This window comes from Mesorhizobium sp. M1334, from assembly GCF_040317995.1.
Classification (GTDB): Bacteria; Pseudomonadota; Alphaproteobacteria; order Rhizobiales; family Rhizobiaceae; genus Mesorhizobium.
Genome location: NZ_JAMYLM010000013.1, coordinates 21,576 through 38,740, shown reverse-complemented (window position 1 = coordinate 38,740; position 17,165 = coordinate 21,576). Strand labels below are relative to the sequence as shown.

Genomic DNA, 17,165 nt, shown 5'->3' with positions numbered 1-17,165 from the left:
CCCGCTCCGCCGCCCACCCGGACGTCAACCCTCACTGCTGCTCGGCATACAGCAGCCGCGTCGTCGCATTCGCCGTCGCCGTCGACAGGCTGCGCTGGATCAGCGCCTCGACATGGTCGTTGCGCTGGCGCGCACTGTCGGCGCCCATCACCACGATGATCAGCCTGTGCCCGTCTGCATTATAGGAGGTAACGATGTTGAAACCCGAAGCTCTGATGTAGCCGGTCTTGATGCCGTCGACGCCGCGCACCCGGCCGAGCATGTCGTTGTGGCCGCGCACCAGCCTGCCGCGGAACATGAAGTCGCTGTCGGAGAAATAGTGGAAATGCTGCGGGAAGCGGGTGTGCAGCGCCATACCGAGCACCGCCATGTCACGCGCCGTCGTGTGCTGGTCGCCATCCGGCAGGCCCGAGGCGTTGCGGAAGACGGTGCTGCTCATGCCGATCTGGCGTGCCTTGGCGGTCATCATGCCGGCGAACGCCTCTTCGCTGCCGCCGAGATATTCGGCAACGGCGACCGCCACGTCATTGGCCGATTTGACGACGATGGCGCGGATCGCCGAATCGACGTCGATCGTCTCGCCGCGCCTGAACCGCAGCTTGGTCGGCGGCTGCCGCGCGGCGTTGTCCGATACCGGAATTTGCGTCTCCTTGCTGATCCGCCCCGACTCCAGCGCCTCGAAAAGAAGGTAGAGCGTCATCATCTTGGTCAGTGACGCCGGATAGCGTGGCGCCGTGGAGTTGACCTCGAACAGCGTCTTGCCTGTGCCGGCGTCGATGACCATCGCGGCATATTTCTGCGGCGGCGCCGGCACGGCCAGCACGCTGTCGGGCGGCGTCACCGTCGTGCAGCCGGCAGCAAACAGCAGCAGCGCCAGCACCGCGACGTAATTGTGAATGAGCGGAAAGAAGCGCAAGGCGGACAAGTCGGTTCCGAAGGCAGGCTGTTTCTGAGACGAGGCGAAGCTATCTTACCGCAAAGGCACAGTCCATTTGGTTAATATCGGTCGGGCCTGGATTGGTGCCCTGTCCACAGGCCAACATGGCCGCTGTGCCGAGCCGTCTGATGGGAATTGCCGGCCACCACGCTTGCGCAACCGGCGGCGAGTGGGCTTTGCTGGCGCCGGCAGAATCGGGCCGCCGGAATTCGGGCTGGCAGAATCGGTAGGTGCACATGGATACGGTCACGATCACGGCAAAAGGCATTTCGGTATCGGTCGATCTTGCCGTCGGCCATCTCGCCGACATGGCGGTCGATATCGATGGCCGACGGCTGAAGCCGCTGCATCGCGCCCCCTGGGTCGGCGAGCCGCGCGAGATGCTGCCGAAAGACCTGCCCGAAGGTACGGTCCACTTGTCCGGCGATTTCCTGTGCGCGCCGTTCTCGATTAGCGACGTCGAAGCGGCACCTTTGCATGGCTGGCCGGCCAATAGTCGCTGGGACGTCGTCGACAGCGCGGCAACGGCCGATGGCTGGCGCGCCGTCTTGCGGCTGCAGCGCCTGGTCATGGGCGCAACCGTCGACAAGATCCTGATCGTGCGCGACGATCATCCCTTTCTCTATCAGGAGCACGTCTTTTCCGGCGGGGCCGGCGCCATTCCGGTCGCCCATCACCCGATGACCGTGATGAAGGCCGGCGGCAGGCTGGCGTTCTCGCCGAAGCGCCTTGCCGCGACGCCGAACGAACCGCCGGAGCCCGATCCGGCCCGCGGCCGCTCTTTGCTCGCCTACCCGGCGCGCAGCACCGACCTGACGCGCTTTCCCGCCGCCGACGGCGGCACGATCGACCTGACCGCCTATCGCATGGACCAGCTGCGTGAGGACTTCGTCACGCTGGTCGAGGCCGACCATGGCGGACCGGGCTGGACCGCGCTGGCGCGCCAGGCGGAAGCCGACCTCGTGCTGGTGCTGAAGAACCCGGCCGAACTGCCGGTCACCATGCTGTGGGTCAGCAATGGCGGGCGCGATTACGCGCCATGGAGCGGCCGCCACCGCGGCGTGCTCGGCATCGAGGACGGCCGCACCGCCGTCGGTCATGCCGCGTCGCTCGGCGATAATTGGCTGAAGCATGAAGGCGTGGCGACCGCCTTTGCCCTTGCCGAAGGGCGCCGCTTTTCGTTCCGCCATGTCATCGGCGCGCTGCCATGGCCGTCCGGCAAGCCGCCGCGCGACGTCACGACCTCGCCGGGCCGCATGCGCATCCTGGCGGCTGACGGTGCCGTGCGCGACATTGGCTTCGACAGCGATTTCCTGCGGATCGGCCAGTCCACGCCCGATTAAAGGCCTGGCACAAGCCGCGTTTGAAATTTTCGAAAACTGCCGCCAAAATGCGCCAGAACCATCTTAACGGATGCCAATGTCTGAGATCGCCCATCTCGCCGCTACCATTTTCAAGCGCGCCGGCAAGGCGCCGCGCTTCATTGTTGCCATTGCGGGTCCGCCCGGCGCCGGCAAGTCGACATTGTCGGCAGGCTTGCATGACCTGCTGCCGGAAGGCACGGCGGAAGTCGTGCCGATGGACGGGTTCCACTACGATGACGTCGTGCTCGAGCGGCGCGGCCTTCGCCAGCGAAAAGGTGCCCCGGAAACCTTTGATTTTGCCGGCTTCGAAGCGCTGCTGAAGCGCATCCGCGCTGGCGAGCCGGATATCGCCATCCCGGTGTTCGACCGCAGCATGGAGCTATCGCGCGCCGCCGCTGCGATCATCGCTGCCGAGACCAAATTCATCCTGGTCGAAGGCAATTACCTGCTGCTCGACGAAGAGCCATGGACGCGGCTGGCGCCGCTGTTCGACTACTCGATCTTCGTCGACGTGCCGCGCGCCGAGCTCGAGCGCCGACTGCTCGAGCGATGGCACGAGCACGGCCGGTCCGACCAGGACGCGCGCGCCTGGATTGCTTCCAACGACATGCCGAACATCGATCGCGTGCTTGCCCGTCGGCGGCCCGCCGACCTGGTGGTCGGTGGACAGGCCTGATCTGTAAGGACTGTTCGGCCGGAACCTTAACACTTTCAGGCCGTTATCCCGGACACGGCAATTGTGCTGCATGAGGGAACGGTTCGATGGAGACCATGGCAAGAAAGCCTGCGCCCGCCAAGGGCAGGGCAACACGATCAAAAATCACTCGAGCGAAAACCAGCGCCGGCCCGGCAGGGGCGGCCCACTCCAAGGATGCGGCAAAGCCCAGCTTTGGCAAGGCGGCGCCGAAAAAGGTGGTGCCTGCCGCGGCCAAAGCCGCTGCACCCAAGGCCAAAAGGTCGGCAAGCAGCAGAGGATCGATCGCAGGCAGCGCAATGCGCACCGTTAAGGCAACGGCCAATGTCGCCGCCGGTGCCGTGCTTGCGACCGCCAAAGGTGCGGCGTCGCTTGCCGCTTCCGTAGTCGGCAAGGGCGGCTCGAAACCCCGGACCAAGGCAAAATAGCCGGGGCAGTCAGGGTTCTGATCAGGCTCTGGCCGGAATGGTGAGGCCCCTCTGCACCGCCGGCCGGGCAAGGCCACGCTTCAGCCATGCGCCCACGCCGGGGAAATCGTCGAAACCGACGAGGCCCCGCGCCTCGTAAAAGCCGATCAGATTGCGCACCCATCCAAGCATCGAAATGTCGGCGATGGTGTAATCGTCGCCCATAATCCAGCTGCGGCCCTTGAGCCTCGTTTCGAGGACGCCGATCAGCCGTCGCGACTCGTCGCGATAACGCTCCAGCGGGCGCTTGTCGGCGATTTCGCGCCCAGCGAATTTGTGGAAGAAACCGACTTGGCCGAATATCGGCCCGATGGAAGCCATCTGGAAGAACACCCACTGGATCGTCTCGTAACGCAGCGTTGCGTCTGCCGGGACCAGCTTGCCGGTCTTATCGCTGAGATAAAGCAGAATGGCGCCGGATTCGAACAGGCCGATCGGCTTGCCGCCCGGGCCGTCCGGATCGATCATCGCCGGGATCTTGCCGTTCGGGTTCAAAGACAGGAATTCCGGCGTCCAGCTCTCGTTCTTGCCGATGTCTACGGCATGCGGCTCGTAGGGCAGGCCAAGTTCCTCCAGCGCGATCGATATTTTCACCCCGTTCGGCGTCGGAAACGAATAAAGCTGGATGCGGTCGGGGTGGCTCGCCGGCCAGCGCCTGGCGATCGGAAACGCGGACAGATCGGTCATCGAAACTCCTGGTCGGGGACCGCGCCGAGCGGCATGGTCATGGCGGGTCGCAGTGAGTTAGGCGCGACGCCTGGCGCGATCAATATGCGCATGGAAAGTTTCACCGGCCCCGGTGAAGGGATCGCAAGGGGTGTGGTCACACGGCCTTGACCGCCAGCACCGCATTGGTGCCGCCGAAGGCGAAGCTGTTGCTCATCGCGGTGCGCACCGCGCGCTCGCGTGCCACGTTCGGCGTGATGTCGAGATCGCAGTCGGTGTCGGCTTCCCGATAATTGGCGGTCGGCGGCACGATGCCTTCGCGGATCGCCATCACGCAGGCGATCATTTCCAGCGCGCCGGATGCGCCGAGGCAGTGGGCATGCATCGATTTGGTCGAGGAGATGGAAAGCTTGTAGGCATGGTCGCCGAACACGCGTTTGATCGCCGCCGTCTCGATCTGGTCGTTGGCCTTGGTGCCGGTGCCATGCGCGTTGAGATAGTCGACGTCCTCCGGATTGAGCCCGGCATCGACGAGGCAGAAGCGCATCGCCGCCTCCGGCCCTTCGATTGTTGGCGCGACGATATCGGAAGCGTCGGCGGAAAGGCCCACACCGGCGATTTCGGCAAGGATGGCGGCGCCGCGCGCCATGGCATGCTCATACGTTTCCAGCACCACCATGCCGGCGCCTTCGCCGAGCACGAGCCCCTGGCGGTCGGCCGAAAACGGCCGGCAGGTGTCCGGCGACAATACCCGCAGGGCTTCCCAGCCCTTGAGGATGCCCCAGACCAGTGGCGCATCGGTGCCGCCGGCGACCATGACGTCGGCCCGGCCGAGCCTGATCTGATCGACCGCCGAGGCAATGGCGTGGTTGGATGATGAGCAGGCAGAGGTGATGCCGAACACCGGTCCACGCAGACCAAGATTCATGCTGACATGGCCGGCGGCTGCGCCCGGCATTACTTTTGGTACGGTGAAGATGCCGGCGCGGTTCTTGCCTTCGAGCAGGATGGCGCGATAGTTCTCTTCGATTGCCTCCCAGCCGCAGACGCCGACGCCGACGATGGTGCCCATCCGGTAGGTGTTGGCCGCGTGCGGGTTCAATCCCGCCTGCTGTGCCGCCTCCCGCGCGGCGATCGTCGCCAGAAGGCTGAAGCGGTCCATCGACACGACCTGCTTGCGGTCGATGCCGTGCTCGGGAAGCGCCTTGATTTCGCAGCCGACCTTGACCTTCAGATCATGCAGCAGCGGATTGTCGATCGCGCCGATTGCCGAACGGCCGGCGCGCATCTCATTCCAGATTGCCGGTGCATTGGTGCCGAGGCCGCATAACCCGCCGATGCCCGTGATGACGATGCGCTTGTGCATTCAGTCAGGCTTTTTTCGCGATCAGCGCGCGAACCGCCTCGACCATGTCGCCGACATTTTTCAGATTGCTCCAGGCATCGACCGTGTTCATCTCGATTTCGATGCCATACTCTTCCTCGAGATCGAAGATGATCTCCGTCAGTTCCAGCGAATGGATGCCAAGCGCGGTCAGTTCGGTACTGGTGGTGATTTCCTCGCCGCCCGGCTCGGCATGAGCCTTGATCTTGGCGATGATATCGTTTGCCAGCTGGTCAGCCATTCGGTTTCTTCCCCAACTCTGTCGTTTCCCGACGCCAACTGATCAGCGCCCCTTTTGTCCTCGATTACGTGGTCATCGTCGCCTTCTACCCCCGCCAGGCGCCGGTGACCGTACCAAGGTGGCTCCCTCTATAGAAACCGAAACGCTGTCAAGCAACAAGCTATATATCGACAAAGCCGCCGCAGTGCTTAACGTTGGTGTCGTGGACACGATCGCATATAGCTTGACCTCAGTGCCGCCGGCCCAGCGCGTTGCCGGCGTTGCGCGGCTTGGCTGCGACTGGAACGGAGGCCGCACGCGTCTTCGGCGCCTGTACCAGGACGGCTCGGCCAAGATCCGCATGCCGGCAGTCTCGGCCGATCCGCTCGAAGCCGTCCTGATCAACACCGCTGGCGGGCTGACCGGTGGCGACCGTCTCGCCTGGGAGGTCGATGTCGGTGCCGGCGCGTCCGCAACGATAACGACGCAGGCCTGCGAGAAAATCTACCGCGCCGCATCCGACCGCGCCGAAGTGCGGGTGCAATTGAGCGCCGGCGAAGGCGGCCACATTACCTGGCTGCCGCAGGAAACCATCGTCTTCGACCGCTCGGCCTTTGCCCGCACGCTTGACGTGGAGCTTGCCGCCGGAGCCGAGGCGCTGATCCTGGAAGCTACCGTCTTCGGCCGCCTGGCCATGGGTGAACGGGCTTGGCAAGGCCAATTCCATGACCGCTGGCGCGTCCGCCAGGAGGCGGCGCTGATTCACGCCGAGGAGTTCCGCATCGGCACCGACATTGCCGCCACCTTGAATCGTCCGGCGGTTGCCGGTGGCGGCATCGCCGTGGCGACGCTGCTGATGGTGTCGCCGCGGGCAGAAGCTTTGCTCGAGCCGGCCCGGGCTATGGTCGGCGGCCAGGGCGGCGTCAGTTTCTGGAGCGTGCGGAAATCTGGCAAGCTTCTTGCTCGGCTGTTCGCCGAGGACGGCTACCAGCTCCGCAAGCGGCTGGTGCCGCTTGTCGAATTGCTCAACGGACGGGCGGGCCTGCCCAAATTATGGTCACTCTGATTTCGATTGTGCCACTGCAGGAAAACGCATGAATCTGACGCCGAGGGAGAAAGACAAGCTGCTGATCGCCATGGCGGCGATCGTGGCCCGCAAGCGGCTCGAACGCGGCGTCAAGCTTAACCATCCGGAAGCGATCGCGCTGATAACCGATTTCGTCGTCGAGGGTGCCCGCGACGGCCGCGCCGTCGCCGAGCTGATGGAGGCCGGCGCCCATGTCGTCACCCGGGCCCAGGTGATGGAAGGCATTGCCGAAATGATCCACGATGTGCAGGTCGAGGCGACGTTTCCAGACGGCACCAAGCTGGTGACCGTGCACGAGCCGATCAGATAAAACCGCCAAGGAGAGGAAAATGCTTCAGCTGCGTCCGAACTGCGAATGCTGTGACAAGGATCTGCCGCCCGATGCGACGGACGCGGTGATCTGCACCTTCGAATGCACCTTCTGCGCCGACTGCGCACAAAACGTGCTCGGCGGCGCCTGCCCGAATTGCGGCGGCAACTTCTCGGCTCGCCCGATCCGTCCGGCAGCGCTGCTGACGAAATATCCGGCCTCTACCAAGCGCGTCCTCAAGGCAGAAGGCTGCGGTCCGGCCCGCAAGGCGGCGTGAGAGGCATGATGATCTCGAAGATGGAAGCTACGCCGATGATCCCCGCTACGATGAAATGCACGACGCTGTCGGCGGCCCTGCTGCTGGCGGCAGCTATGCCGGCCTATGCCCATGTCGGCGTCGGCACGGTTTCGTCCTTCACCGCCGGCTTCTCCCACCCGCTCTCCGGCCTCGATCATATGACGGTGATGATTGTCGTCGGCCTGTGGGCGGCGCTCAGGGGCGGCAAGGCGATCTGGGCATGGCCGCTGGCTTTCGTCGGCGTCATGCTGGCCGGCGGCGCGCTCGGTATGCTGCATGTGCCGATGCCTTTCGTCGAGCCGGCCATACTGGCGTCCGTCGTGGCACTCGGGCTGCTGGTCGCGCTCGCCGTCGATCTTCCCGTCTCGGCCGGCGTCGCCGTCATCGGCCTGTTTGCGCTGTTCCATGGCTACGCCCACGGCACCGAGGTGCCTGAAAATGCCGCTGGGCTTGGCTATACCGCAGGCTTTGCCGTTGCCACCGCGTTGCTCCATGCCGTCGGCATCACGGCTGGTCTCGGCCTCGGCTGGCGCTTCAGTGGGCTTGCCCGCGCCGCTGGCGCCGCCTGTGCCGCGATTGGCGCCGGCCTCGCCTTCGGCATCCTGTGAGGCAGTGATGATCCCCGGCGAAATCATCACGGCAAGCGGCGAGATCGAACTGAACAAGGGACTGCCGACGGTCACCATGAAGGTGGCCAACAGCGGCGACCGGCCGATCCAGGTCGGCAGCCACTATCATTTCTTCGAGACCAATGAAGGGCTGAGATTCGATCGCGACAAGGCGCGGGGCATGCGCCTCGACATCGCCGCCGGCACCGCGATGCGCTTCGAGCCCGGCCAGGAGCGCGATGTTACGCTAGTGCCGTTCGGCGGCAAGCGCGAGGTCTACGGATTTCAGCAGAAGATCATGGGCAAGCTGTGAGATCGAAGGCGTCGAGCAGTTTCGGCTCAGCCGGGCGGCTTGGCCGCCGCATAGATGACGACCTTTCCCGAATCGTCGAATTCAACCGCCAGAACGTCCTCGGTCTGCACTCGCCGCGAGTCGATAGCGTTGAACAGCAATGCGTTCGCCTCGATCTCCTTGCGCAGCTCGGCAATGTCGTCCCGATGTTGCCTGACCTTGCTTTCGATCGCCGGCGGCGGGCCGCCTTCGGTGCGCGCGGCGTCGGTAAGAAACACGATATCGACTTTGTCGAGCTTGGATGTCTTTCGCACGGCAGCGATGTTCTCACGCGTGCGGTCGATCGCCGAGCTGACCTTGCCGGCTTCCGCATTTGTCTTGGTCTCTTCCTGGCCGACCTCCGAGCCGACGATCCGGTTGACGGTCTCGGCGCTGTCGAGGCTCTGCGCGTTCAGCGCGGCGTGCGGAATGCTGGCTGCCAGAAACGCGGTCGCGGCAATGCCATGCAGCCATCTGGTGTCGGAGAAGGTGGTGATCGCCATCGCTCGTTCTCAGGGTCCTTTTCGAGGCTTGTGTCAGGGCGACAGGACCGAAACGAAACGTCCCCCGTGAAGGTTCCCTTTGCGATGCGGCGGGCTGACCGGGCGCCGGCCCGCCGCCTTGTCTCGTCAGCTCGCTTTCTTGGTGATCAGCGTCAGCGCGCCATTGGTGCTCATGCTGGCGGCGATCACCTGCGCCGAGGTGAGCCCCTTGGCTTCGAGTGCGGACTTGACCTGCGGTGTCGCGTCGATCGAGCCGCGCAGTTTCTGCAGATCGGCGTCGCTGCGCTTGGCGATCACCTCGTTGACCTTGGCTTGAGTGTCCGCCGGCAGATCCTTGATGTCGACGACGTTGATCGCCTGGATGGTGGGCGCCTGTGGCTGCGCTCCGGGCGCGGCAGGAGCAGGCGCGGCCGGCGCCGGACTGGGCTGCTGCGCAGGCTGTTGCTGGGCGCTGGCGGCGGTTGCGAGCACCAGCGTGGCGGCGGCTGCCAAAAGGGTCGTTTTGCGCATGGATGTTCCTTTCCATCGATTGGCAAATGGTCGTTTTGGGGTGACCCGGCCACCTCAAACGCCAAATGGGATCGGAAAGTGTCGCTCAGCGGGTCATTGCGTGATCATAGGATGGCGGCAATGTGGGGCCCGCCTTCGACAAGCGGTATTTTCGGGCTGTATTTCGGGAGCAATTGCTGATGGCTAAAATCACCCGCGCCGCCTATGCGCAGATGTACGGCCCGACCGTTGGCGACAAAGTCCGGCTCGCCGACACCGAGCTGTTCATCGAGGTCGAAAAGGATCTCACCGTTCACGGCGAGGAGGTGAAATTCGGCGGCGGCAAGGTCATCCGCGACGGCATGGGCCAGAGCCAGGTTTCACGCGCGCAAGGCGCGGTCGACACCGTCATCACCAATGCGCTGGTCGTCGATGCCACCGCCGGTATCGTCAAGGCCGACATCGGCTTGAGGGACGGCCGCATCGTCGCGATCGGCAAGGCCGGCAATCCGGATACCCAAGGCGGCGTCACCATCATCATCGGTCCCGGCACCGAGATCATCGCCGGCGAAGGCAAGATCCTGACCGCCGGCGGCTTCGACGCGCATATCCACTTCATCTGCCCGCAGCAGATCGAGGAAGCGCTGATGTCGGGCATCACCACCATGCTCGGCGGCGGCACCGGCCCGGCGCACGGCACGCTGGCGACCACGTGCACGCCGGGGCCGTGGCATCTGGCGCGCATGATCCAGTCTTTCGACGCCTTCCCGATGAATATTGGCCTGTCGGGCAAGGGCAACGCGTCGCTACCTGCCGCGCTCGAGGAGATGGTGCTCGCCGGCGCCTGCTCGCTGAAGCTGCATGAGGACTGGGGCACGACACCGGCTGCAATCGACTGCTGCCTGTCGGTCGCCGACGATTACGACGTGCAGGTGATGATCCACACCGACACGCTGAACGAGTCCGGCTTCGTCGAAAACACGGTCGCGGCGATCAAGGGCCGCACCATCCATGCCTTCCACACCGAAGGCGCCGGCGGCGGCCACGCGCCTGACATCATCAAGGTCTGCGGTCTGCCCAACGTCATTCCGTCCTCGACCAATCCGACGCGTCCCTACACGGTCAACACGCTGGCCGAGCACCTCGACATGCTGATGGTCTGTCACCATCTGTCGCCGTCGATCCCCGAAGACATCGCCTTTGCCGAAAGCCGCATCCGCAAGGAAACCATCGCCGCCGAAGACATTCTTCACGACATCGGCGCCTTCTCGATCATCTCGTCGGACAGCCAGGCCATGGGCCGCGTCGGCGAAGTGGCGATCCGCACCTGGCAGACCGCCGACAAGATGAAGCGCCAGCGTGGTTCGCTGCCGCAGGAGACCGGCGACAACGACAATTTCCGCGTCCGCCGCTACATCGCCAAATACACCATCAATCCGGCCATCGCGCATGGCCTGTCGAAGGACATCGGCTCGGTGGCGGTCGGAAAACGCGCCGACCTTGTGCTGTGGAACCCGGCCTTCTTCGGCGTCAAGCCGGACATGGTGCTGATCGGCGGCATGATCGCCGCCGCCCCGATGGGCGATCCCAACGCCTCGATCCCGACGCCGCAGCCGATGCACTATCGGCCGATGTTCGGCGCCTACGGCAAGGCGATGACCAATTCGTCGGTGACCTTCGTTTCGAAGGCCGCGCTCGACGCCGGCCTGCGCGGCAGGCTCGGCGTCGACAAGCAGATGGTGGCCGTCGAGAACACCCGCGGCGGCATCGGCAAGCATTCGATGGTGCTCAACGACGCCACGCCGCATGTCGAGGTCGACCCGGAGACCTATGAGGTCCGCGCTGACGGTGAATTGCTCACCTGCGAGCCGGCAACGGTGCTGCCGATGGCGCAACGCTACTTCCTGTTCTGAACCCTAGGCGTTAGAACGACCGATGTAGAACATGCCGCGCCAGGCCTATGGACCAGCAACTCCCCTACGCCCACGACATCTTCCCGCATATCCGCATTGTCCTGGGCATGGTGATCGGGCTTGGCGTCACCCGCCTGCTGTCGGGGCTCGCCCGCATCGTCCAGCATCCCGGCCAGTACCGGCTCTATCCCGTGCATCTCGCCTGGGTTGCGTCGGTGCTTTTGATGCTGGTGCATTTCTGGTGGTGGGAGTTCGGCCTGTTCCAGATCGAGAATTGGACCTTCGGCAAATACCTGTTCATCATCTTCTACGCCGTCACGCTGTTCCTGCTCTGCGCGCTGCTGTTTCCGGACTCGATGCTGGACTACACCAGCTATGAGGATTTCTTTTATTCGCGCCGGGCCTGGTTCTTCGGCCTGCTGGCGGCGACCTATCTGCTCGACGTGGTCGACACGCTGCTGAAAGGGCCGGCGCATTTCGCCCATTTCGGCGTTGAATATCTGATCCGCACGCCGGTTTTCGTCGCGCTTTGCGTCATTGCGGTCCTGCTGCGCGACCGCCGCTTTCACATCGCCTTTGTCGCCGGCGCGCTCGTCTATCAGGTATCGTTTATCATGCGGCTCTTCGACACGATCGTTTGAGCGCCATTGGGGCGGCGCACGCGATAGGCTAGGCTTTTGGGAGAGGCAGTTTTTACATGAAGCTCGATATTCGCACCGACTTCACCAAATTCCCGCGCGCCGTCGCCGTCCTGGCCGCAGGCGAAGCCGGAACCACCACGCCATACGACCGGGCGGTGCTTGCCCATGACGAGCGGCATCTGCGCCGTCGTGCCATCGAAACGGCCGGTAGCGACAAGGTGCTGGTCGACCTGCCCGAACCGGTGACGTTGAACCATGGTGACCGGCTGGTGCTGGAGGATGGCCGCCACATCGAGATCATCGCGGCCGAAGAGCCGCTCTACGATATCAGGGGCAGCGACCCGATCCATCTCGCCGAGCTCGCCTGGCACATCGGCAACCGCCATCTCGCCGCCGCCATCGAGGCTAACCGCATCCTCATCCTGCGCGACCATGTCATCAAGGCGATGCTGGAGGGATTGGGCGCCATTGTGAGCGACGTCTCCGAACCGTTCAAGCCGGTGCGCGGCGCCTATTCCGCGCTTGGCGGGCACGGCCATGCCCATGCCGAGGCACATGCGCACAGCCACGCCGAAGCGCATTCCCATAGCCATAGCGATTCGCATTCCCACAGCCATTCGCACGACCATGACCATGACTGACCGGCCTTCCAGCGTTGCCCAGCCTTCCAATATTGCTTTGTTGCGGCTGATGGCGTGGCTGTCGCCTTCCTTCCCGGTCGGCGGCTTTTCCTACAGCCATGGCCTGGAACAAGCCGTGCATGCCGGGCTGGTTGCCGACAGCAAAGACCTCGCCGCGTGGCTGGAAACGCTGGTCGAAATGGGTTCGGGCTGGAATGATGCGGTGCTGTTTGCCGAAAGCTGGCGCAGGGCGCGCGAAACCGGCGATCTCGATGAAATCGTCGCCCTTGCCGAAGCTCTGGCAGGCTCGCGCGAGCGTCATACCGAGACGATGCTGCAGGGCGCCGCTTTCCTGAAAGCAGCCTCCGCCTGGCCGTGCCAGGTGCTGGATCGCCTGCCGACCGAATGTGCCTATTGCGTTGCCGTCGGCGCTGTTGCCGGCGATCACGGCATTTCGCTGCGGGACGCCCTGGCCGCCTTCCTGCAGGCCTTCTTCTCCAACCTTGTTCAGGCCGCGATCCGGCTCGGCGCCGTCGGCCAGACCGGCGCCACCGCGCTGCTCGCCGGCTTCGAGCCGCTTGCCCTGGCTACGTCCGACCGCGCTGCCGGCTCGACCCTCGATGATCTCGGCGGCTGCGCTTTTATCTCCGACATCACGGCGATGAAGCACGAGGCCCAGTATTCGCGGCTGTTCCGCTCATGATCGTCCTCGCTTTCGCCGTCTCGCTCGTCCTGCTGCTGATCACAGCACTGCATGTCTATTGGGGCATTGGCGGCATCTGGCCGGGCAGGGACGCCGCCTCCTGCGCTCGTGCGGTCATCGGCTTTCATGGCGTCGACGAGATGCCGGCACCCTTCGCCAGCTTCGCCGTTGCCGCCTGCCTTGGCCTGGCGACACTGTGGCCGATGGCGCTCGAGGGCATCTTTGCCACGCCGTTTCCCAAAGCCGGGCTTGCCGCCACGTCGCTGCTCATCGCGCTGGTTTTCCTGGCGCGCGGCATTGCCGGCTTCACGCCCTGGTGGCGCCGGCTGACGCCCGAACAGCCTTTCGCGCGGCTCGATCTGCGTTATTATTCGCCGCTGTGCCTGCTGATCGGGCTTGCCTTCGCCATTCTTGCCGTCACGGAGTTCCCCGCATGATATCGCCCAACGGTCCTCTTCGCATCGGCATTGGCGGCCCGGTCGGCTCGGGCAAGACGACGCTTACCGAAAAGCTCTGCAAGGCACTGCGTGACGAGTTTTCGATCGCCGTCGTCACCAACGACATCTACACCAAGGAAGACGCCATGATGCTGGCCAGGTTGCAGGCCCTGCCCGAGGATCGCATCGTCGGCGTCGAGACCGGCGGCTGTCCGCACACCGCCATCCGCGAGGACGCCTCGATCAATCTGCAGGCGATCGCCGAGATGACCAGAAAATTCCCCGATCTCGACATCGTCTTCATCGAATCGGGCGGCGACAATCTCGCCGCCACCTTCTCGCCGGATCTTGCCGACCTGACGCTCTATGTCATCTCGGTTTGCCAGGGCGAGGAGATCCCGAGGAAGGGCGGACCGGCGATCACCCGGTCCGATTTCCTGGTCATCAACAAGAGCGACCTTGCGCCCTATGTGAACGTAAATCTCGACATCATGGAACGCGACGCTGCCCGCATGCGCGGCAAGCGGCCGTTCGGCTTCACCGACCTGTCGCGCGGCAAGGGGCTGCAGGAGGTGATCGATTTCATCGTCGAGCATGGCGGGCTTCGGGTCGGCGCGGCCACCAGCACGGCGGCATAACGGCGCTCGCCTGTACCAAACGAAACCGGTTGCGCGTGTTCCAGCCGCGCGGCATCCTTGCTTCTTTCACGGAGGTTTACGATGAGCATCACGCGCCTGCAGAAGGAAGTGCTGACCAACCTGCCGTTCTATGAGGAGCGCGTCGACCTCGCTTGCGCCTTCCGCTGGACGGCGCGGCTCAACATGCACGAGGCGGTGGCCAATCATTTCTCACTGGCCGTCAACGACGATGGTTCGCAATTCCTGATGAATCCCAACCAGGTGCATTTCTCGCGCATCAAGGCGAGCGATCTGCTTCTGATCGACGCCAACGATCCCGGCACGCTCTCCGGCCCGAATGCGCCCGATCCGACGGCGTGGGGCCTGCATGGTGCCATTCATCGCAATGTGCGTCATGCGCGCTGCGTCATGCATGTCCACTCGATCCACGCCACCGTGCTTGCCTCGCTCGCCGACTCGACGCTTCCGCCGGTCGACCAGAACTCGGCAATCTTCTTCAACCGCCATGTCGTCGACGCTCATTATGGCGGGCTGGCCTTCGAGGAAGAGGGCGAGCGCTGCTCGCAGCTTCTTGTCGACCCGAAGGTCAAGGTGATGGTGATGGGCAACCATGGCGTGCTGGTCATCGGCGACAGCGTCGCCGACACCTTCAACCGCATGTTCTATTTCGAGCGCGCCGCCGAAACCTATATCAAGGCGCTGTGGACCGGGCGGCCGCTGCGGGTACTGTCGGATGAGATCGCCGAAAAGGCGGCAAGGGAACAGGAAGACTATCCCGGCCAGGCCGAACGCCACCTTTCCGAACTGAAGGCGATCCTCGACGAGCAGGAGCCTGCCTACCGGAGTTGAGCGCGGTCCCGCCGGGCCTGGCTTAAAGCCCGAGTTCGGCTCGCAATTCGTCGGCGCTGTTGATGATTATCGCCCCCGGCGGCCCCTCCATGGGCGCTTCTGGCCAGAAGATCGTCTTCATTCCCGCTGCCAGCCCCGCCGTGGCGCCGGTCACGCTGTCGTCGACCGCCACGGCCTCGGCGGGATCGACGTCGGCCAGCCAGGCGGCGCGCAGGAAAGGTTCGGCATGCGGCTTGCCTTCACGCACGTCGTTGCGGCTGACCGTCTTCATGCCGGGATAGACGAGGCCGACGGCGCGCAGATTGGCATCGACGATCAGCCTGTCCGAGTTGGAGACCACCGCTTGCGGTATGCCAACCGCGCGCAGCTCGTTGAAGATCTCGATCGCGCCTCTGCGCGGCGTCAGCGTTTCGGCCATCGGCAGATAGTGATCGTATTTGCGCACGATCCAGTCGTCGAAAGGCAGGTCGAGGCCGAACTCGTCGCGCAGCATTTCGTAGACCGGCCATGCGGCGATGCCGAGCACGCGGTCATGCAGGTCGGCCGGCGGTACGATGCCGACACTGTGCAGCGCCGCGATCAGCGCCGCTTCGTGCAGCGGCTCGCTGTCGACCAGCGTGCCGTCCATATCCCAGAAAACCGCTTTCGGCGTCATGCAAGGCTCCATTCTCAAAAATCCCTTAAAGCGTTTGGCGCGGGAGATAAACCGCGGCGTCCCCGCTAATGCATGTCGCGCAACAGTGTGCAGCGGTTTTGCGATACGGACATGCATAGAAAGCAAGAGTCTAAAGCGCATCGCATAAGCCCGATTGAACGCGACGCGCTTTGGACCGAGATTATGCGACCTCCACAGCCTTGCTGTTGCGACGAGACTGGGTCGACCCGCCACTTCGCTCCAAATACCCAAGTCTCAGCCCTAAGCAATTGCTCTTGCAATAGGCAATTGCGCGCAAGTTCATTCCCTGCGAAACTACGGCGCTCCGCCTCTTATGCCCGGCGGGGTTGGGAGGCAGGAACTTGAATTCGCGGCAGGATAGCGGCGGCAACAGGCTGGACGATGCGGCGCGCGCCGGCTGGCTTTATTACGTTGCCGGCAACACCCAGGACCAGATCGCCGCCACGCTTGGCATCTCCCGCCAGACGGCGCAGCGGCTGGTGTCGCTCGCAGTCTCCGAAGGATTGATCAAGGTGCGCGTCGACCATCCGATCGCCAATTGCCTTGACCTTGCGGCACGGCTGAAATCGCGCTTTGCGCTTGATCTGGTCGAGGTGGTGCCCAGCGACCCTTCCTCTTCCTCCACCGTCATCGGCGTCGCCGAGGCTGCGGCGGCCGAGATCGAACGGCGGCTGCGGTCGCCGACGCCGATCGTCATGGCGATCGGCACCGGCCGCACGCTGAAGGCCGCGATCGAGCAACTGCCGCCGATGGAATGTCCGCAGCACAAGGTGGTGTCGCTGACCGGCAACATCTCGCCGGACGGCTCGGCCGCCTTCTACAACGTCATCTTCACCATGGCCGACAGGGTCAAGGCGCGCTCGTTTCCGATGCCTTTGCCGGTCATCGCCTCCTCGCCGGAGGAGCGCGAGATGCTGCTGAGCCAGCCGATGATCCAGCCGACGCTGGCGCTTGCGGCCGAGGCCGACGTCACCTTTGTCGGCATAGGCGATCTCGGCCCGAAGGCGCCGCTTTACGAGGACGGCTTCATTTCGGAGGGTGAATTAAAGGCGTTGCAGAAGGCCGGCGGCGTCGCCGAGATCGTCGGCTGGGTGTTCGATCGTGACGGCCGTATGATCGAGGGTATTACCAATGATCGGGTGTCGTCGGCACCGCTGCCGTCGCGCGAAAAGTCGCTGGTGATCGCGCTTGCCATGGGCGACCGCAAGCTGCCGGGCATCTTTGCCGCCGTCAACCGGCGGCTGGTCAACGGCCTGATCACCGATGAGCGGACCGCCGCCGCCTTGCTAGCGGGCGCATGATCTCCGAGCCGCTGGCGGTCGGAAACGAT

The 17,165-nt window shown here is 64.2% G+C and carries 24 protein-coding genes; 16 read left to right on the top strand and 8 right to left on the bottom strand.

Annotated elements, in window-relative coordinates:
- Positions 1-31 precede the first annotated feature (31 nt).
- Complete coding sequence (locus NKH17_RS21110; RefSeq protein WP_352898431.1) at positions 32-925, bottom strand: D-alanyl-D-alanine carboxypeptidase family protein; 894 nt, start codon at positions 923-925, stop codon at positions 32-34.
- Between the two features lie 248 nt (positions 926-1,173).
- Here NKH17_RS21110 and NKH17_RS21105 point away from each other — a divergent pair, with 248 nt between their 5' ends.
- Entirely contained in the window at positions 1,174-2,280 is a 1,107-nt protein-coding gene (locus NKH17_RS21105; RefSeq protein ID WP_352898433.1) for a hypothetical protein, read from the top strand.
- 76 nt (positions 2,281-2,356) lie between these two features.
- A complete protein-coding gene (locus NKH17_RS21100) occupies positions 2,357-2,977 on the top strand; it encodes a nucleoside triphosphate hydrolase (RefSeq protein ID WP_254815818.1) in 621 nt (206 codons plus the stop codon).
- A gap of 43 nt (positions 2,978-3,020) precedes the next feature.
- On the opposite strand, the gene NKH17_RS21095 is transcribed toward NKH17_RS21100, so the two are convergent.
- On the bottom strand, positions 3,021-3,302 hold the full coding sequence (locus NKH17_RS21095) for a hypothetical protein (protein ID WP_352898435.1): 282 nt from the start codon (positions 3,300-3,302) through the stop codon (positions 3,021-3,023).
- On the opposite strand from NKH17_RS21095, the gene NKH17_RS21090 reads away from it, so the two are divergent.
- Positions 3,295-3,423 (top strand): hypothetical protein, encoded by a 129-nt coding sequence (locus tag NKH17_RS21090; RefSeq protein ID WP_302893450.1) that lies wholly within the window; start codon positions 3,295-3,297, stop codon positions 3,421-3,423. The two genes, NKH17_RS21095 and NKH17_RS21090, sit on opposite strands and share 8 nt — an antisense overlap.
- 21 nt (positions 3,424-3,444) lie before the next feature.
- Here the strand turns inward: NKH17_RS21090 and NKH17_RS21085 are convergent, their stop codons facing one another.
- The 3 genes from NKH17_RS21085 to NKH17_RS21075 form a co-directional block, all read right to left on the bottom strand.
- A complete protein-coding gene (locus tag NKH17_RS21085) occupies positions 3,445-4,149 on the bottom strand; it encodes a glutathione S-transferase family protein (RefSeq protein WP_352898438.1) in 705 nt (234 codons plus the stop codon).
- Between the two features lie 136 nt (positions 4,150-4,285).
- Positions 4,286-5,494, bottom strand: a complete 1,209-nt coding sequence (locus NKH17_RS21080) for a beta-ketoacyl-[acyl-carrier-protein] synthase family protein (RefSeq protein ID WP_352476979.1) — start codon at positions 5,492-5,494, stop codon at positions 4,286-4,288.
- A gap of 4 nt (positions 5,495-5,498) precedes the next feature.
- Positions 5,499-5,753 (bottom strand): acyl carrier protein, encoded by a 255-nt coding sequence (locus NKH17_RS21075; RefSeq protein WP_023677013.1) that lies wholly within the window; start codon positions 5,751-5,753, stop codon positions 5,499-5,501.
- Positions 5,754-5,955: 202 nt separating this feature from the next.
- Between NKH17_RS21075 and NKH17_RS21070 the strand changes: the two genes are divergently transcribed.
- The 5 genes from NKH17_RS21070 to NKH17_RS21050 are packed head-to-tail and all read left to right on the top strand — an operon-like array spanning position 5,956 to position 8,348.
- On the top strand, positions 5,956-6,798 hold the full coding sequence (locus NKH17_RS21070) for an urease accessory protein UreD (protein ID WP_352476980.1): 843 nt from the start codon (positions 5,956-5,958) through the stop codon (positions 6,796-6,798).
- A 28-nt stretch (positions 6,799-6,826) separates the two neighbouring features.
- Entirely contained in the window at positions 6,827-7,129 is a 303-nt protein-coding gene (locus NKH17_RS21065) for an urease subunit gamma (RefSeq protein WP_023677011.1), read from the top strand.
- 19 nt (positions 7,130-7,148) lie between these two features.
- A complete protein-coding gene (locus tag NKH17_RS21060) occupies positions 7,149-7,406 on the top strand; it encodes a DUF1272 domain-containing protein (RefSeq protein WP_254815822.1) in 258 nt (85 codons plus the stop codon).
- 35 nt (positions 7,407-7,441) lie between these two features.
- Complete coding sequence (locus NKH17_RS21055) at positions 7,442-8,035, top strand: HupE/UreJ family protein (RefSeq protein ID WP_352477099.1); 594 nt, start codon at positions 7,442-7,444, stop codon at positions 8,033-8,035.
- 7 nt (positions 8,036-8,042) lie between these two features.
- A complete protein-coding gene (locus NKH17_RS21050; protein ID WP_352476983.1) occupies positions 8,043-8,348 on the top strand; it encodes an urease subunit beta in 306 nt (101 codons plus the stop codon).
- Positions 8,349-8,374: 26 nt separating this feature from the next.
- On the opposite strand, the gene NKH17_RS21045 is transcribed toward NKH17_RS21050, so the two are convergent.
- Entirely contained in the window at positions 8,375-8,869 is a 495-nt protein-coding gene (locus NKH17_RS21045) for a hypothetical protein (RefSeq protein WP_352476984.1), read from the bottom strand.
- Between the two features lie 126 nt (positions 8,870-8,995).
- Positions 8,996-9,379 (bottom strand): hypothetical protein, encoded by a 384-nt coding sequence (locus NKH17_RS21040; protein WP_023677006.1) that lies wholly within the window; start codon positions 9,377-9,379, stop codon positions 8,996-8,998.
- Positions 9,380-9,558: 179 nt separating this feature from the next.
- Between NKH17_RS21040 and ureC the strand changes: the two genes are divergently transcribed.
- The 7 genes from ureC to NKH17_RS21005 all read left to right on the top strand — a co-directional run bounded on the left by ureC (position 9,559) and on the right by NKH17_RS21005 (position 15,159).
- Complete coding sequence (ureC, locus tag NKH17_RS21035) at positions 9,559-11,271, top strand: urease subunit alpha (RefSeq protein ID WP_502899780.1); 1,713 nt, start codon at positions 9,559-9,561, stop codon at positions 11,269-11,271.
- Between the two features lie 47 nt (positions 11,272-11,318).
- Entirely contained in the window at positions 11,319-11,912 is a 594-nt protein-coding gene (locus NKH17_RS21030) for a hypothetical protein (protein WP_352476985.1), read from the top strand.
- 56 nt (positions 11,913-11,968) lie between these two features.
- Entirely contained in the window at positions 11,969-12,553 is a 585-nt protein-coding gene (ureE, locus tag NKH17_RS21025; protein ID WP_352476986.1) for an urease accessory protein UreE, read from the top strand.
- A complete protein-coding gene (locus NKH17_RS21020) occupies positions 12,546-13,235 on the top strand; it encodes an urease accessory protein UreF (protein ID WP_352476987.1) in 690 nt (229 codons plus the stop codon). The genes ureE and NKH17_RS21020 overlap by 8 nt, the downstream gene beginning before the upstream one ends.
- Positions 13,232-13,672: a DUF3995 domain-containing protein gene (locus tag NKH17_RS21015; RefSeq protein WP_352476988.1), complete on the top strand. Its 441-nt coding sequence runs from the start codon at positions 13,232-13,234 to the stop codon at positions 13,670-13,672. The genes NKH17_RS21020 and NKH17_RS21015 overlap by 4 nt, the downstream gene beginning before the upstream one ends.
- Positions 13,669-14,310, top strand: coding sequence for an urease accessory protein UreG (ureG, locus tag NKH17_RS21010; RefSeq protein WP_254815829.1), 642 nt, complete (start codon positions 13,669-13,671; stop codon positions 14,308-14,310). Before NKH17_RS21015 ends, ureG begins: the two co-directional genes overlap by 4 nt.
- 81 nt (positions 14,311-14,391) lie before the next feature.
- Positions 14,392-15,159 (top strand): class II aldolase and adducin N-terminal domain-containing protein, encoded by a 768-nt coding sequence (locus tag NKH17_RS21005; RefSeq protein ID WP_254815830.1) that lies wholly within the window; start codon positions 14,392-14,394, stop codon positions 15,157-15,159.
- 22 nt (positions 15,160-15,181) lie between these two features.
- On the opposite strand, the gene NKH17_RS21000 is transcribed toward NKH17_RS21005, so the two are convergent.
- Positions 15,182-15,814 (bottom strand): HAD family hydrolase, encoded by a 633-nt coding sequence (locus NKH17_RS21000; RefSeq protein ID WP_352476991.1) that lies wholly within the window; start codon positions 15,812-15,814, stop codon positions 15,182-15,184.
- 362 nt (positions 15,815-16,176) lie between these two features.
- On the opposite strand from NKH17_RS21000, the gene NKH17_RS20995 reads away from it, so the two are divergent.
- A complete protein-coding gene (locus NKH17_RS20995) occupies positions 16,177-17,136 on the top strand; it encodes a sugar-binding transcriptional regulator (protein WP_023722533.1) in 960 nt (319 codons plus the stop codon).
- The last annotated feature ends 29 nt before the right edge of the window (positions 17,137-17,165 follow it).

Bases quoted from the DNA above. Each gene is read 5' to 3' on its own strand.
- NKH17_RS21105 (WP_352898433.1), top strand. From the start codon at position 1,174: ATGGATACGGTCACGATCACGGCAAAAGGCATTTCGGTATCGGTCGAT.
- NKH17_RS21100 (WP_254815818.1), top strand. From the start codon at position 2,357: ATGTCTGAGATCGCCCATCTCGCCGCTACCATTTTCAAGCGCGCCGGC.
- NKH17_RS21090 (WP_302893450.1), top strand. From the start codon at position 3,295: ATGCGCACCGTTAAGGCAACGGCCAATGTCGCCGCCGGTGCCGTGCTT.
- NKH17_RS21085 (WP_352898438.1), bottom strand. From the start codon at position 4,149: ATGACCGATCTGTCCGCGTTTCCGATCGCCAGGCGCTGGCCGGCGAGC.
- NKH17_RS21080 (WP_352476979.1), bottom strand. From the start codon at position 5,494: ATGCACAAGCGCATCGTCATCACGGGCATCGGCGGGTTATGCGGCCTC.
- NKH17_RS21075 (WP_023677013.1), bottom strand. From the start codon at position 5,753: ATGGCTGACCAGCTGGCAAACGATATCATCGCCAAGATCAAGGCTCAT.
- NKH17_RS21065 (WP_023677011.1), top strand. From the start codon at position 6,827: ATGAATCTGACGCCGAGGGAGAAAGACAAGCTGCTGATCGCCATGGCG.
- NKH17_RS21060 (WP_254815822.1), top strand. From the start codon at position 7,149: ATGCTTCAGCTGCGTCCGAACTGCGAATGCTGTGACAAGGATCTGCCG.
- NKH17_RS21055 (WP_352477099.1), top strand. From the start codon at position 7,442: ATGATCCCCGCTACGATGAAATGCACGACGCTGTCGGCGGCCCTGCTG.
- NKH17_RS21050 (WP_352476983.1), top strand. From the start codon at position 8,043: ATGATCCCCGGCGAAATCATCACGGCAAGCGGCGAGATCGAACTGAAC.
- NKH17_RS21045 (WP_352476984.1), bottom strand. From the start codon at position 8,869: ATGGCGATCACCACCTTCTCCGACACCAGATGGCTGCATGGCATTGCC.
- NKH17_RS21040 (WP_023677006.1), bottom strand. From the start codon at position 9,379: ATGCGCAAAACGACCCTTTTGGCAGCCGCCGCCACGCTGGTGCTCGCA.
- ureC (WP_502899780.1), top strand. From the start codon at position 9,559: ATGGCTAAAATCACCCGCGCCGCCTATGCGCAGATGTACGGCCCGACC.
- NKH17_RS21030 (WP_352476985.1), top strand. From the start codon at position 11,319: ATGGACCAGCAACTCCCCTACGCCCACGACATCTTCCCGCATATCCGC.
- ureE (WP_352476986.1), top strand. From the start codon at position 11,969: ATGAAGCTCGATATTCGCACCGACTTCACCAAATTCCCGCGCGCCGTC.
- NKH17_RS21020 (WP_352476987.1), top strand. From the start codon at position 12,546: ATGACTGACCGGCCTTCCAGCGTTGCCCAGCCTTCCAATATTGCTTTG.
- NKH17_RS21015 (WP_352476988.1), top strand. From the start codon at position 13,232: ATGATCGTCCTCGCTTTCGCCGTCTCGCTCGTCCTGCTGCTGATCACA.
- ureG (WP_254815829.1), top strand. From the start codon at position 13,669: ATGATATCGCCCAACGGTCCTCTTCGCATCGGCATTGGCGGCCCGGTC.
- NKH17_RS21005 (WP_254815830.1), top strand. From the start codon at position 14,392: ATGAGCATCACGCGCCTGCAGAAGGAAGTGCTGACCAACCTGCCGTTC.
- NKH17_RS21000 (WP_352476991.1), bottom strand. From the start codon at position 15,814: ATGACGCCGAAAGCGGTTTTCTGGGATATGGACGGCACGCTGGTCGAC.